This is a genomic window from Rhodococcus sp. G-MC3, from assembly GCF_030063335.1.
Lineage (GTDB): Bacteria > Actinomycetota > Actinomycetes > Mycobacteriales > Mycobacteriaceae > Rhodococcoides.
Map to the genome: position 1 here is coordinate 12,311 of NZ_JASISW010000023.1, position 13,973 is coordinate 26,283.

At 62.2% G+C, this 13,973-nt stretch carries 12 protein-coding genes; 5 read left to right on the forward strand and 7 right to left on the reverse strand.

From position 1 onward, the window contains the following. Nucleotides 1-4: 4 nt before the first annotated feature. The gene (locus QMK17_RS21395) at nt 5-1,561 is read right to left on the reverse strand and encodes a PucR family transcriptional regulator (protein ID WP_283511313.1); all 1,557 of its coding nucleotides are present in this window, start codon (nt 1,559-1,561) and stop codon (nt 5-7) included. A 140-nt stretch (nt 1,562-1,701) separates the two neighbouring features. On the opposite strand from QMK17_RS21395, the gene QMK17_RS21400 reads away from it, so the two are divergent. After that, nucleotides 1,702-2,514, forward strand: coding sequence for an FAD binding domain-containing protein (locus QMK17_RS21400; protein WP_283511314.1), 813 nt, complete (start codon nt 1,702-1,704; stop codon nt 2,512-2,514). After that, the gene (locus QMK17_RS21405) at nt 2,511-5,207 is read left to right on the forward strand and encodes a molybdopterin-dependent oxidoreductase (RefSeq protein ID WP_283511315.1); all 2,697 of its coding nucleotides are present in this window, start codon (nt 2,511-2,513) and stop codon (nt 5,205-5,207) included. The genes QMK17_RS21400 and QMK17_RS21405 overlap by 4 nt, the downstream gene beginning before the upstream one ends. On the opposite strand, the gene QMK17_RS21410 is transcribed toward QMK17_RS21405, so the two are convergent. The 4 genes from QMK17_RS21410 to QMK17_RS21425 form a co-directional block, all read right to left on the reverse strand. Further along, a complete protein-coding gene (locus QMK17_RS21410) occupies nt 5,156-6,235 on the reverse strand; it encodes a lysylphosphatidylglycerol synthase transmembrane domain-containing protein (RefSeq protein WP_283511316.1) in 1,080 nt (359 codons plus the stop codon). The two genes, QMK17_RS21405 and QMK17_RS21410, sit on opposite strands and share 52 nt — an antisense overlap. Next, the gene (locus QMK17_RS21415; RefSeq protein ID WP_283511317.1) at nt 6,232-6,669 is read right to left on the reverse strand and encodes an Lrp/AsnC family transcriptional regulator; all 438 of its coding nucleotides are present in this window, start codon (nt 6,667-6,669) and stop codon (nt 6,232-6,234) included. Before QMK17_RS21415 ends, QMK17_RS21410 begins: the two co-directional genes overlap by 4 nt. 121 nt (nt 6,670-6,790) lie before the next feature. After that, on the reverse strand, nt 6,791-7,501 hold the full coding sequence (locus tag QMK17_RS21420; RefSeq protein WP_283511318.1) for a CPBP family intramembrane glutamic endopeptidase: 711 nt from the start codon (nt 7,499-7,501) through the stop codon (nt 6,791-6,793). Then, nucleotides 7,501-8,685, reverse strand: a complete 1,185-nt coding sequence (locus QMK17_RS21425) for an NAD(P)H-binding protein (RefSeq protein WP_283511319.1) — start codon at nt 8,683-8,685, stop codon at nt 7,501-7,503. Before QMK17_RS21425 ends, QMK17_RS21420 begins: the two co-directional genes overlap by 1 nt. Before the next feature lie 71 nt (nt 8,686-8,756). Between QMK17_RS21425 and QMK17_RS21430 the strand changes: the two genes are divergently transcribed. Continuing rightward, nucleotides 8,757-9,356 (forward strand): ribulose 1,5-bisphosphate carboxylase large subunit, encoded by a 600-nt coding sequence (locus QMK17_RS21430; protein ID WP_283511320.1) that lies wholly within the window; start codon nt 8,757-8,759, stop codon nt 9,354-9,356. Between the two features lies 1 nt (nt 9,357). Here QMK17_RS21430 and QMK17_RS21435 read toward each other — a convergent pair whose 3' ends face one another. Next, nucleotides 9,358-10,491, reverse strand: coding sequence for an acyl-CoA dehydrogenase family protein (locus QMK17_RS21435; RefSeq protein WP_283511321.1), 1,134 nt, complete (start codon nt 10,489-10,491; stop codon nt 9,358-9,360). A gap of 308 nt (nt 10,492-10,799) precedes the next feature. Between QMK17_RS21435 and QMK17_RS21440 the strand changes: the two genes are divergently transcribed. Both QMK17_RS21440 and QMK17_RS21445 read left to right on the forward strand, forming a co-directional pair. Next, on the forward strand, nt 10,800-12,029 hold the full coding sequence (locus QMK17_RS21440; RefSeq protein WP_283511322.1) for an aminotransferase class I/II-fold pyridoxal phosphate-dependent enzyme: 1,230 nt from the start codon (nt 10,800-10,802) through the stop codon (nt 12,027-12,029). Further along, entirely contained in the window at nt 12,026-13,585 is a 1,560-nt protein-coding gene (locus tag QMK17_RS21445) for an NAD-dependent epimerase/dehydratase family protein (RefSeq protein ID WP_283511323.1), read from the forward strand. Before QMK17_RS21440 ends, QMK17_RS21445 begins: the two co-directional genes overlap by 4 nt. 66 nt (nt 13,586-13,651) lie before the next feature. On the opposite strand, the gene QMK17_RS21450 is transcribed toward QMK17_RS21445, so the two are convergent. Next, entirely contained in the window at nt 13,652-13,921 is a 270-nt protein-coding gene (locus tag QMK17_RS21450; RefSeq protein ID WP_283511324.1) for a modification methylase HgiDII, read from the reverse strand. Nucleotides 13,922-13,973 lie beyond the last annotated feature (52 nt).

Here is a 13,973-nt window from a genome sequence, read left to right on the forward strand (position 1 = left end):
GATTCTAGGCGCGCGTATCGGCCGGACCGATGGACTGCAAGGCCAGGAAGACGTCGAGACGGTCAGCAGTGGAACCGAGATCTCGACCGAGAAGCTCCTCGATCCGTTTGATTCGGTAGCGGACCGTGTTCAGATGGACGTGCAGCACTTCGGCGGTCCGGTTCCAGGATCCGCCGTGTGCAAGGAACTCTCGCAGCGTCTCGACGAGTCCACTGTCCGTGTTGTAGTCGAGAAGAGGCCCGAGCACCCTCTGCGTGTATTCGCGACGCACGCGATCCGGGAGAATCGACACCAGCGACAGTGCAGAGTGCAAGTCACCTGCCGCCACCACGGCAACCTGTCGATCACTCGACAACGCGACGGTAGACGCATGCCGCGCCGCATGAATTGCACCCTCTAGTGCAGTGCCGGTCACCTCCGAACTGACGCCGACGACGAGCCTGCTGCGGCCGATACCGGGCGCGAGACGGCGCAGCCGCGTTCGAAGGATCGGCACGATGTCGACGCCCTTGGTTGCGACGATCCCGACGACGTCCCCTTTGCTTCCGCCACCGACACATCCACCGCCGAACGAGGTCAGTGTGTCCGACAGGACCGTGCGCAGCAGTTCGCGCATATCACCGCGCCCGACGAACGACGCACTGATCACCACGATAGGATGGTCGGGATCCACTCCTGCCTGACGAAGGCGGACGAGGGTTTCTGCCTTCGACCAGTCTTCTTCGAGAAGGTGCACCGCTTGATCGGCGATTTCACGACGTACGAGCCTTCCCTCCTCGCGTCGGGCGCGGTCGAGCGCAGCGATCGAGGCGAGTTGGCCGAATGCATCGGCAATGGAGGGATCGAAGGCCTCGAAATCTCCTGCTACCGCGACAAACCAGCGCATCGCACGGGTCGAGAGTGACGCTCCGATTCCAAAGATGCTGTACGTGCGTCCACCGTCGAGGGTCACTGTCGCCGGCAGCCTCTCCGCGGACAACGCTCGGTGAGTGAGGGAATCGACGTCGGCATCGGAGAATGGGTGGGCCTCGACGACCAGTCGGCGCCCGGTGGCCGTGAAAATCAAGCACTGCATTCCAGTCTCACGGGTTGTGTGCAGAGCAAGTTCGTCGAGGGCTCGACCTTCGGCAATCGCGGTCAGCAGCTGCCGCTGGCGTGTCAGGCTGGAGTTCAACGCGGCGATACGGTCGCCGGACACCCGTCCGACCAGAAATTCGGTGACTTCGTTGAATGACACCGAATCCGGGATTGCGAGCAACGGCAGACCATGTCGCTCACACGCCTCGACGAGGTCGTCCGGAATGTGGCCGAGAAGCCCCTCCCCCGCTGCCAGTGCAGCAGCGCCCGAGTCGAACACAGCCTGAACGAAAATTGCCGAGTCGGCAGCGCAGTGCCTCCACATCAGTCCGGTGATGACGAGTTCGCCGCCGGCGATGTAGCGGGAAGGATCGGGAAGATCGGTGGTGAATGTCCACCTGACCGTCCGTTCCAGTGCGGCGGGGTCGCTCGTCAACATCCGAATCCCGAAGTCCGCTATGTCGAGCAAGTCCTTGACCTGCACGTATCCCCCTTGCTGCCTGCGCGTTTGTACGAACGGACAGTAAACGGGTGGTGTTTCGGATGCGTTTCCGTCGTATCGCATCAGTACGCCTCCGCCGTAACAGATGTTCACTAGAGTTCGAGTAACGAAGGCGGTGAACGGTGGACCTGGGAACGATCGAAGACGTGGTGATTCCTGACGACAGGGCCGACCTGCCCCCTGGCCGGCCCGATACGGCCGTTATCGCCGGCGGAACGTGGTTGTTGTCCGAGAAGCAAGATCATCTGCGCACCCTGGTTGATGTAACCGCTCTCGGTTGGGTCCCGCTCACCGACGACGACGAAGGTCTCGACATCGCCGCGACGTGCACCGTTGAGCAGTTGTCGCGGGCGACATTCGACCGAAACTGGCCTGCGACCGCATTGTTCGAGCAGTGCGCTACCGCTTTGCTCGCGTCGTTCAAGATCTGGAAAGTGGCCACCGTCGGCGGCAACATCTGCCTGGCACTCCCTGCCGGAGCGATGACCTCACTGACCACCGCACTCGACGGGGTCGCGCGGGTCTGGTCCGCCGACGGCACCGACTACGACATTCCTGTGGTCGATCTCGTGACCGGCCCACACGTCAATGCGCTTCGCCCTGGGGACGTCGTGCGAAATATCCGTCTGCCCGCCCATGCGCTCGCTGCGCGCACGGCGTTTCGAAAGCTTGCACTGTCGCCGCTCGGGCGCTCGGCGTCGGTTGTCATCGGGCGCGTCGACGTCGATGGCCGTTTCGTCTTGTCCGTCTCGGCGTCGACCGCGAGGCCGTATGTCCTGGACTTCCCGACGCCGCCTTCTCCGAACGCGTTGGATACAGCACTGGCTGAAGCGATCCCGGACACAGCATGGTACGACGATCCACATGGCGCTCCCGACTGGCGACGGCACATCAGCATTCGTTCGGCGCGCGAGATACTCGAGGAGTTGACATGAAGGTCGCAATCAACGGAACCGAAACCATCTGCTCCCCGCGCCCAGGTCAGTGTCTTCGAACGATGCTGCGCGAGCACGCACACTTCGAGGTGAAGAAGGGCTGCGATGCCGGTGACTGCGGTGCGTGCTCGGTCCTTGTCGACGGAGAACCGGTGCACTCCTGCATCTTCCCTGCGTTCCGCGCCGCCGGGCGCGAGGTCGTGACCGTTGCCGGCCTGGGCACCCCAGAGAATCTGCATCCGATGCAGCGCCGATTCGTCGAGGCCGGTGGCTTTCAGTGCGGGTTCTGCACCGCCGGGATGGTCGTCACCGCATCGACATTCGACGAAACCGACATGGAGCAACTGCCCCAGAAACTCAAGGGAAATCTGTGTCGCTGCACCGGATATCGTTCGATCGACGACGCACTGCACGGTGTCGTCAACACCGAGAAGCCAACCGATGGGCCGTCGTCCGGTCGATCGCTGTCTGCCCCCGCTGCGACGAGAATCGTCAACGGGACCGAGCAGTACACACTCGACTTCGCGCCGACGGGCCTTCTCCACGCGAGTGTGCTCGGCAGCCCACATGCGCATGCCGAGGTGGTCTCGATCGATGCATCGGCAGCAGAGGCGATACCAGGTGTGCGCGTGGTGTTGACGTCCACGGACAGCCCCGACAGAGTGTTCTCGACCGCCCGGCACGATCAGCGAGCGGATGATCCCGACGACACCAGACTCATCGACACCGTCATGCGGTTCAAGGGCCAGCGGGTGGCGGTTGTGGTCGGCGAAACGCTGGCGGACGCCGAGGCCGGCTGCCGTGCGCTCGTGGTCGAGTACCGAGTGTTGCCCGCAGTGTTCGACCCTTTGGAAGCCGTATCTCCCGGTGCACCGTTGGTACACGGCGACAAGGGTCCCGAATCGAGAATCGGGGATCCCTCCCGTAACGTCGTCGCCGAACTTCACGGTGGCACAGGTGATGTCGCAGCCGCCGTTGCGTCGGCCGATTCGGTCGTCACCGGCCGTTGGCGAACTCAACGGATTCAGCACGTCCATCTCGAGACCCACGGCACCATCGGATGGATCGACGAGACCGGGCGGCTTACATTGCGCACGAGCACTCAGGTCCCCTTTCTGGTACGCGACGAGATTTGCGAGATCTTCGGTCTCGATCGCTCAGAGGTCAGGGTCTTCACGGCGCGCGTCGGCGGCGGTTTCGGCGGTAAGCAGGAGTTGTTGACGGAGGACATCGTCGCTCTGGCCGTGTTGCGGACCGGGTCACCGGTGCAGTTCGAGTTCACTCGCACAGACGAATTCACCGTATCGCCGTGCCGACACCCGTTCATTGTGGACGTCACCGCAGCAGCAACGTCCGATGGAACGTTGACCGCACTGGCGATCGATGTCGTCACCGACGCCGGTGCGTACGGAAACCACAGCCCAGGCGTGATGTTTCACGGCTGCAGCGAATCGGTGGCGGTGTACCGGTGCGCGAACAAGCGCGTCGATGCGAAATCTGTGTACACCAACAATATTCCGTCCGGAGCTTTCCGCGGGTACGGCCTGGGTCAGGTGATCTTCGCTGTCGAGTCCGCCCTGGACGATCTGGCACGCGACATGGACATCGACCCCTTCGAGTTCCGTCGCCGCAACGTCGTCGTTCCCGGCGACCCACTGGTGGCCGCGCACGTCGAGGGCGAGGACCTGCAATACGGTAGCTACGGCCTCGACCAGTGTCTCGACCTGGCGCAGCACGCCCTTCGATCCGGCACCGGCGTGTCGGCACCCGACGGGTGGAAAGTCGGCGAGGGCATGGCCGTCGCGATGATCGCCACCATCCCACCTCGTGGCCATTTCTCGGAGGCATCGATCGCACTGCTGATGGACGGCAGATACGAGATACGGGTGGGAACGGCCGAATTCGGCAACGGGACGACCACGGTGCACACTCAGATCGCCGCTACCGAACTCCGGACTTCGCCCGAAAGAATCGTCGTGCGGCAATCCGACACCGATGCAACAGGATACGATACGGGCGCCTTCGGTTCGGCAGGTACCGTCGTTGCGGGCAAGGCGCTGTACGCGGCCGCTCGATCGCTGTCGGCGAGTATCCTCGAGATTGCCTCGGCACTATCCCACTACCCGGCTGGCTCGTGTGAACTCGGCCCGGAAGGCGTGCACTGCGGCGACCGCTTCGTCTCATTCTCCGACATTCTCGCCGCGGCAGGCGGAACGCTGATAGCCAAGGGTGACAGCGGCGGCATTCCTCGATCGCTGGCGTTCAATGTCCACGCATTCCGCGTTGCGGTGGAAGAGTCCACCGGCACCGTCCGCATTCTGGCGTCCATCCAGAGCGCCGATGCCGGAACGGTGATGAACCCCCAGCAATGCCGCGGGCAAGTGGAAGGCGGAGTGGCCCAGGGCATCGGATCCGCGCTGTACGAAGAGATCAGAACAGATGGCGCCGGCACTGTGATCACCGATTCCATTCGCAGTTACCACGTTCCGCAGTACGCGGACATACCCCGTACCGAGGTGTATTTCGCCGACACCTACGACCAACTTGGACCGTTCGGTGCCAAATCGATGAGCGAATCGCCATACAATCCGGTCGCACCGGCACTGGCGAACGCAATCAAGGATGCTGTCGGGAGCAGACTCTACGAGTTGCCAATGTCCTCGGAGAAGGTCTGGCGCTCGTTGGATGCTTGACCGAGCGGCACGCGCCAGTTCTTGGTAAGCCTCCAATAGAGATACGAGATCAGTCCGAGCGGAATGGGAAGGAACCACGTCGCGAATCGGTACAACAGCACCGCGGCAACAAGTTTTGCCTGCGCATCGGCCGGCAGCCCGACACCGAGTACCGCGATGAGCGCAGCTTCCGCAACACCGAGGCCTCCTGGCGTCGGTGCCACCAAGGCTGCAAGCCACATGGCTCCGAACGCCACGACGATGCGGTCCCACCCGACCTGATCCTGGCTCAGCCCCGACATTCGGACTGCAACACCGAGGACCAGAGCGCCGAGCAACTGAGACAGCAACATCGTCGCCGTCAACGACCGCCAACACTTTCGTACCCGCGTGTGCAGGTGCTCTCGGAAATCAGCGACCACCTGCTCCATATCGCGAGGTTCGACTCGCTTGATCCGCTTCGCCAGAGCGCGTCGCACCCGTGTGAGGACACGGCCGATTCGACGGGCGAAACCGTCGTGGGTGACCACGAGCGCGATGGACAGACAGCCTGCCGTCACGATCACACACGCGCCGATCGCTATCCACACCGTCGACCCGGTCACCGAACCGAACGCGACGAGCACGACCAACCCGACCGCCATCAGCGCGTACCGCGAAAGATTGGTCCAGATACCGATCGCGATGATCGATGTCGAGCTGTCGGCGACGCCGAAGCCCCAGGATCGATAGAGGGCGAACGTCAAACCTGTTGCAACGGTTCCGCCTTCGGGAACAGTATTGGCCAGCGCCAATGACGCCGTCCGGGCAACGCCCGCCTGTTTCATCGACAAGCCAGGCAGCGTGTAGAGCATCGGACGGAACATGGACGCGAGGTACACAAGACCGAGTGTCGAGACGACGAGAACCTGCACGAGGGTAATCGAACTCAGCGCGTCGGCTACCGCATCAGAATGGCCGACGGTGCGATAGAGCAGCCACATAACCAGCCCGACCACACCGTACGACAGGACAGCGGAGAGAATCTTGCTGACACGAGATCGAGTCATCGGTCGTAGAAGGTCTGCAAAATGATGGTGCTGCGGGTCTGAACATTGGCCGTTGCCCGTATCTCCTGCAGCAAGTGCTCCAACGCCCTCGGCGATTCGACACGAACCAGCAGTACGTAGCTCTCCGCACCTGCCACTGAACAGCACGATTCGATGGCCGAGATGTGTCGGAGCCGAGCAGGCGCGTCGTCCGGCTGCGCTGGATCGATCGGGGTGATGGCGACGAATGCGGAGAGCGGCCGACCCATCGCTTCTGCGTCGACCTGGGCGGTATAGCCACGAATGACGTGGCGCGACTCGAGACGCCTCACACGCGACTGGACTGCTGAAACCGACAAACTCGCCTTCTCGGCGAGAGTGGCGAGCGTGGCACGCCCGTCTGCGACAAGTTCGTCGATGATCAACCGGTCGATCCGGTCGAGGTTTTCGCTCACCTGCGCAATGTAGCTCAGACCGGGCAGTTTCGGCCCATCGGACAGCAAACAATTCCCACTACGAGGGGAATAGTATGTTTCCAGTGACGTCATGGTCGCGCTACACGACGCTCTGGCCGGCTCATACGAACAGCGGCGGTAGCACCAACACCATCACTGTCGACCAGGCGACATGTGTCAACATCGGCGCGAGGATTCCGCCGGACGCCCGACGCTGCAGTGCGAGGACGAATCCGAGAGTGATCGCCGCGAATGCCAGCATCGGATTACCACTCGCAAGAGTGACCACCGTGTAGACGAGCGTGGAGATCAACACGGGCTTACGTCTGCCGATCGCCGCGAACAACGCACCGCGGAAGAAAATCTCCTCCGCGACTCCGTTGAGCAGTGTGATGAACACGATAAGCGCCAGAGAACCGAATCTGGCGTGAGCCAGCACGTTTTCGGTGAAGTCTGCCAGTGGCGGAATCTCGCGGACGACGAGAGCACCGAGAACGAACACCACGCCTGCCGCCAGACCGATAAGGATGGGTGTGATGATCGGTCGCCGCATGGATCCGTTGAACCGGATTCTGCCGAGGTGAAGGGGACCCGACGCGAATCCGCCGATGATCCACGCCGCTGCAAGGCCGAGAGTCAACGGGTAGAACGCGCCGTCACCTGGGCTTACCGACAGCGACACTCCCAGCAGAATTGCGCCGACGACCAAGGTGACACCGACAACGATGCGACGCCGGAGAAACGCTTTGTCCGTCTCCTGATGGTCGCGATCGATCTTGTCCACCAGTGCAGACCGGACGACGTCCACCACGTTCGTCTGCCACATCGCCATCAAGACTTCCCTTCCTCGTCACCGAACACCCGTCGTATCACCGATCTTGCGTTGTCCGAAACCCTCTCGACGAAGTCGAGGTTCGTGCGTATCGCCGCAGCCACCGGCCACGAGTACAACAGCGTGCGAGCTCCGAGTGATTCCACCAGATTCCAGGTCTCACCCGAGGAGGCGGCCACGCCGTAGCGGCGAATGCCCAGCGCGTCCCCGCCGCTCCACGAGGCGTCCGTCGCCGCCAGTCGCAACGGATCCTTGAGCGAACGCACTCCCGGCGGCGTTCCCACGGAGCCGAGGACGCTACGCGCCATGGCGGACTCGATCGAGGTTCGACCACCTCGAGGTTCGCCCGCAATGTCGACGATCCGCTGTTCCGAGGCCGTCATGGTGTTGTGCAGCGAACCGACGAGATCCTCGGCCAGGGCGTCGGGGATAGGAATGATCTTCCCTATGACCACGCCCGCTAGCCCTGTCGGTACCCCAGGGGTTGGAATTCCGATGCGCGTGAGGTCGGCCGCATCGACGTAAGCGAACAGCAGGTCGCGGTACGGGACGATGTCGGGACCTGCAATGTCGTAACCACCGGCGGGCACGGTCTTCCGCGAAGCGAGTAGATAGAACAGCACGTCGTCGACCGCGATGGGCTGCACCGGATGGCTCAGCCAGGTGGGCAGCGGTAGGACGAGAAGTCTGTCGGCCAGATAACGCAACATCTCGTACGACGTAGAACCAGCACCGAGAACGATCGCGGCGCGAAGCCAGACCAGTTCGATCCCCTCGACTTCGAGTGCCGTTCCCACATCGGCACGGCTCGCCAGGTGCTCCGACAGTTCCTCGTCCGTCGGCACGAAACCGCCCAGATAGACGATGCGCCGAACGCCTGCCTCCGCTGCAGCCGCCGCGAACTGGCGGGCGCCCCGACGGTCCTGCTCACGGTAGTCGTCTTGCCCGATAGCGTGGACCAAGTAGTACGCGACGTCGATATCACCGGCCGATGCGAACGCCGCTGCGAGCGAATTCTCGTCGAGGGCGTCGAGCGCAACAGTGCGCACCTCGTCGTGCCAATCGAACACCGACAGCGAATCCGGATGCCTGGACGCGGCGACGACTTCGTCGCCGTCGTCGACCAGTGCCGCGACCAATCGTGAACCGATGTAGCCGCTGGCGCCTGTCACGAGAACGTTCATGTCTTCGAGGCTAACGGCATCGAGGAGGTTGTGCCCACGGCGCGAACGTAGGCTGTGGCATTGTTCGAGTCATGGCACTGGAACTTGCAGGTGTGCGGCTTCCCGACCCCTACCGTGGTTTCGCGGCAGCGAGGGTCGGATTGGATCTCGCTGTGTCCGGCGCCCGATGGGCTCGCGATACGACATTGTTCGTGCTGGAACTTCCAGCGAGGATCGAGGATCTCCTGGACGAGGTCTCCGCGCTCATGGTGCGTATCAACGCGATCGTCGACGCCGCTCAGCTCGCAGTCGACAAAGTAGCGACGACGACACGTTCGGCCGATGGCGTCATCGAGTCCGCGTCGAAAGCGTCGGCGACTGCTCTCGAACTTGTCGAGCTGTTCGATCCCATCGCCCAACGTTCGGCCCCGTTCGCGCGGAAATTCGTCGACCATCTCGACGACAACGAGGTCGACGCCGCCATTGCCATGGTCGACGAGCTTCCTGGCCTCGTCACGCACATGCAGGCGATCATTCCCATCCTCGCCACGTTGGACACGGTGTCCCCGGAGATCCACGAATTGCTCGGCGTCACAAAGGATGTGAGGCGGGCAGTTATCGGGATCCCCGGGTTCAAGTTCTTCCGCAACCGAGGTGAGGAAAAACTGGCGGAAGAAGAGCACCGAGACTAGATCACTTGACAAACGCGAAATCGTCACCGCCGTGGTACTTCGTCAGCGTCTCGGAGATCGAACGCCGTGATGGCGGATGAAACGCGAAGGCTTGCAACGCTCCTGCCAAGTACCCAATTTCCGGGGACTTGATGAAACCGATACCGCCGAGAGACTCCATCGCAATCGAGCTCGCCCGCACCAGTGCATCTCGAATTGCAATGCGGCAGAACATCAAACGCGCCGAGATGTCCTGGCCTCGCTCACCCTCGTCGACTGCACGCGCAACGCTCTCGATCGCAGCAACGCTTGCTTCTATCTCGGCAGCCGCACGGGTGTACCCCTCGTAATCGCCCTTGTCGGCGGCAAGCATTTTCTCGAGCAGGATCGTCGCCCCGCCGAGGTAGTTCGCGCTGATCAACATGCCGAACCACAGGTATCCCGTCATCTCGTGGATGCCGTCGGGATCGTCGTCACTGTTGAGCATGACCAGATCTGCGGGAACCTCGACGTCATGCAGATCCACCTCGTCGCTCTCCGAGCCGGCGAGAATCGGGGTGTCCCAGAATTTGGTCACTGCCACGCCCTCGAGGCCTGCGGGGATAAGTGCGACGGCGCGCTCGCCGTCTTTCTCACCAACTCCTTCGACCTCGACGCTCGCCATGAGCAAATCCATGGACTTGGAGAGACTGCACGGCTTCTTACTGCCGTTGACCACGTAGTTGTCTCCCACTCGCTTCGCCTTCATGGTGGGGATGAAGACGCTCCCACCCGGCGTGCCCTCCGAGAACCCCGAAGCGATGACGGCATTTTGCTCGACGAGCGCGGCAACGAGCGCCCTGTCTGCATCGGTCGCACCTTTTGCGAATTCGATCAACGACGCGACCGACAGGTGATGCATCGTGGTGGCCGCACCGAGCGACGGCGAGCGAGATCCGATGGCCCGTTGCGCGCGTACCGCATCCAAAGCAGAGGCACCCTTACCGCCCAGATCCTTGGGAACAATAAGGGAGGTGCCACCGAATTCCTTGAACTTGGCGATAGCGTCACTGTCCCTGCTTTCCAGGTCCAGCAAAGGCGTATTGTCCAAATAGTCCAGTAATCCTGGAACATAATTCTCTAGAATTTCGCGTTCTCGAACCATCAAAGCGGTCATATAAACTCCCTTGAAATGTATTTTTGCATAACAAACAAAGCTATTCGATTCGCAACCAACACAACGGTACCCCTAGTGCTACCAGGTAAAACATCCAAGTTTTAGTAAAGTCGTCGACCTCCGAAAGCGGGACAAAAGTTTGTTTCGGTTTCTTCGGGCCGTTCACCAGCGCACTTGCACAATGGACGCATTGGGCAAGTAATTCGACCCATCCGAATGTGCTTCCGCACCGAATTCATACCGGATTCGCAACCGTCGGCCCAGCCAGCTCGTGCACACTTTTCCACTGCGTCAGGAGACCAGGAACGATGACCGTCAACCGATTGATCAAGCGACTCGACGGCGACGAGCGAGTCGACTTACTACGCGCCTCACGCGAGGCGGACGTCGTTCCGTACTTTCGCGTGATGCAGTCGGCCACTGCCCCCATCGTTCGAGTGGAGGGTCAAGACAGGATAATGTTGGGCTCCAACAACTATCTGGGCCTGGCCGATCATCCCGACATCACCGCAGCCGCGCGGAAAGCACTCGACACGTTCGGATCCGCCATCACCGGATCTCGCCTGCTCAACGGCACCATGGACATTCATCTCGAACTCGAGAACGAGATCCGTGAGTGGCATGGAACCGAGGATGCGATGGTGTTCACCACCGGGTACCAAGCGAACCTTGGAACGATTGCTGCAGTCGTCGGCAAAGGCGACGTCATCGTCGTCGACTCAGCAGCTCACGCATCCATCCGTGACGGCAGTTCACTGTCTGGCGCAACCGTCCGCAAGTTCGCACACAACGACATGTCCGACCTGGAAACCCAGCTACAGGCACCGGTCGTGGGCGACGGTGCCGTCCTGGTGATCGTCGACGGTCTGTACTCCATGGAGGGTGACCTTGCGCCCCTGGGTGAAGTGACCGCGCTGTGCCGCAAGTACGGTGCCGCTCTGATGGTGGACGAGGCACACAGTCTCGGCATCTACGGTGAGAGCCTTACCGGCGCCGCAGAGCTGTTCGGAACTGCTGGGGACACAGACATCAGGATGGCGTCGCTGTCGAAGAGTCCTAGCTCCACCGGAGGATTCATCGCGGGTTCGCACGACCTCATGGATTCCCTGCGTATCCATGCGCGCGCATTCCTTTTCACCACCTCGGGTGTTCCGGCCGCCGTCGGCGCATCTCTCGCTTCAGTGAAGCTGATCAGAAGCGAGGAAGGCCGCCAGCGCGCTCGACGTGTACTGGAGAATGCCGAGACTTTGCGCAGCGGACTCGCGGCAGAGGGACTCGACGTCGCCGGACGGTCGCCGATTCCCGGCGGAGACTCCGCGTCGCCCATCGTCTCGCTCCACGTCGGCGACGACCTCCTCGCGATCAGCCTGTGGAAAACCCTTTTCGACAAGGGCGTGTTCACCTCGGCCGCACTTCATCCTGCAGTACCGCGAAGCGGCGCCCTTCTTCGGCTGTGTGTAATGGCCACGCACTCCGACGAGCAGCTCCGAACTGCAATTCAGATCATCGCCGAATCCTTCGCAGAGTTGCCCGCGTGACTCTTCGTATCGCGGTGACCGGTGCAACAAGTGATTTCGCCAAAGCGATCCTCCCCACATTGCTGGATGACGACGAGGTCGGGTCGGTACTCGGGCTCGCGCGCCGGCCGCTGGGCCTCGAGCACCCTAAATTGGAATCGGTTCGCGCCGACATCCGATCTCCCGAATTGGAGAACATCTTTTCAGGGTGCGATGTCGTGCTGCACCTGGCGTTCGTCGTCGAGGAACTCCGCGACAAGACGGAGACGCACGACATCAACCAACGCGGGTCACGCAACGTTCTCGACTCCGCTTATCGGGCAGGTGTGCGGCGTCTCGTCATCGCCTCCAGCATCAATGCGTACGGCGCCGAGCTACACGACGAACCTCTCGACGAGAGTTTCTATCCCGCAGGCGATCCCGACCGATACTACTTTCACGACAAGGCCGAAGTGGAGCACTACGCCGAGTGGTGGTTGCGCCGTCATCCCGGCGAAATGACCGTGGCGATGTTGCGTCCTACCTACATCATCGGGCCTGACTTCTCCAACGACGGTATCGACCAATTCACCGCCAAGATCGGCGCGTTTCCGCAGGCGGACAAGGCTGCGTACCAGTTCTTGCACCAACGCGACCTCGCCGATGCCTTCCACCGCGCAGCCAAGCAGGACCTCGTCGGCCCGTTCAACGTCGGCCCCCGGGATTGGACCCGCGTGCGCGAACTCGCGGACATGCAGGGGCAAATTCTGTTCGACGTGCCGGAGGGTCCGGCGATCGCGGCGGCGAACGTTGCGTTCAAGCTCGGACTCACCCCATTTTCCGGACAGTGGGTCACTGCGGGCGAACCCGTTGTGGACTCGTCAGCTTTACGCTCGGCGGTCGGCTGGGAGCCGGTACTGTCCTCCCGCGAATGCGCCGCGATCATGGTCCTTCTTCAGGGAAGGCCACTCCTCGGCAGCCAGTACGCCCTCACACGACATGAAGCCTGCGAAGCCGCGCTCGAACCTGCGTCGGCAGTGGTGGGCATCGAGGACGGACACCACGAGCACGTCCAACTCGACACGGCGACAGGCCGGGTGCATTGCGAAGTCCATCGCCGATCGGGCAACGATGCCGGGCGCGCAGGCGCGATAGTGGTTCCGGTACGACCGGGGCTGCACGCGCGCTACCTCACTCCGTTGGCACGAGAACTCGCCAATGGCGGATCCAACGTCGTCCTCCTCGATCTACCGGGGCACGGGCTCAGTACCGGTCCACGAGGCCGCGTTTCCGCACGCGAGTTCGACAGTGCGGTCGATGCTGCAATCAGCTTCGCGCGCAGCCAGTTCGGCTCGCCGGTGACCGCCTACGACGTCGGCGAGACCCGCCAGGAAACGAGCACGCTCCGAACCCTTTTCTCTGCTCTACGGAGACCGTCGAACGAGTCCGCGGACGGACTCATTCCTCGCAATGTCCACGCGCCGGTGTCATGGGGCACGATCCCCACGGTCGGTACTGCAGCGGACATCATCGACGCGCTCGACGCAGCGCCCACCGCCACGACTTCGACACAAACTCGCAGTCTGTCAGCTCGGTAGTCGAGTGTCGTAGCCAATCGGGCCCCGCGGACAACTTGTCCGCGGGGCCCGATTGGTGTGCGAAAGCTAGTGAGAATCGAGATCCTCGCCGTACTCCGCAACGAGCCTGTCGAATTCTGCTCGATCGATCAACTGAGGTTCGCCGATGGCGAGCGCCTGCGCGTACTTGCCAGCGAGATGGTAGTCACGCCCCATCGGACCGCGTTCCCCGTCTTCGTCGTCGGCCTGGATGCTCGCGCCAGGGGGAACCTCGTTCTGCAGGCCGTTCGTACGTTCGCCGAGCCGAGCGTCGAGGTGCGCGGAAATCTTCTGCATGATCTCTTGGTCGTCGGTCATGGAGAACTGGTACCCGGTCGAGCCGCATTCCACACTCCGCAGGCGCATGGTT

Excerpts from the sequence above, each read along its gene's own strand:
- QMK17_RS21420 (WP_283511318.1), bottom strand. The coding sequence starts at position 7,501 with ATGGCGATGTGGCAGACGAACGTGGTGGACGTCGTCCGGTCTGCACTG.
- QMK17_RS21435 (WP_283511321.1), bottom strand. The coding sequence starts at position 10,491 with ATGACCGCTTTGATGGTTCGAGAACGCGAAATTCTAGAGAATTATGTT.
- QMK17_RS21430 (WP_283511320.1), top strand. The coding sequence starts at position 8,757 with ATGGCACTGGAACTTGCAGGTGTGCGGCTTCCCGACCCCTACCGTGGT.
- QMK17_RS21425 (WP_283511319.1), bottom strand. The coding sequence starts at position 8,685 with ATGAACGTTCTCGTGACAGGCGCCAGCGGCTACATCGGTTCACGATTG.
- QMK17_RS21405 (WP_283511315.1), top strand. The coding sequence starts at position 2,511 with ATGAAGGTCGCAATCAACGGAACCGAAACCATCTGCTCCCCGCGCCCA.
- QMK17_RS21410 (WP_283511316.1), bottom strand. The coding sequence starts at position 6,235 with ATGACTCGATCTCGTGTCAGCAAGATTCTCTCCGCTGTCCTGTCGTAC.
- QMK17_RS21440 (WP_283511322.1), top strand. The coding sequence starts at position 10,800 with ATGACCGTCAACCGATTGATCAAGCGACTCGACGGCGACGAGCGAGTC.
- QMK17_RS21450 (WP_283511324.1), bottom strand. The coding sequence starts at position 13,921 with ATGACCGACGACCAAGAGATCATGCAGAAGATTTCCGCGCACCTCGAC.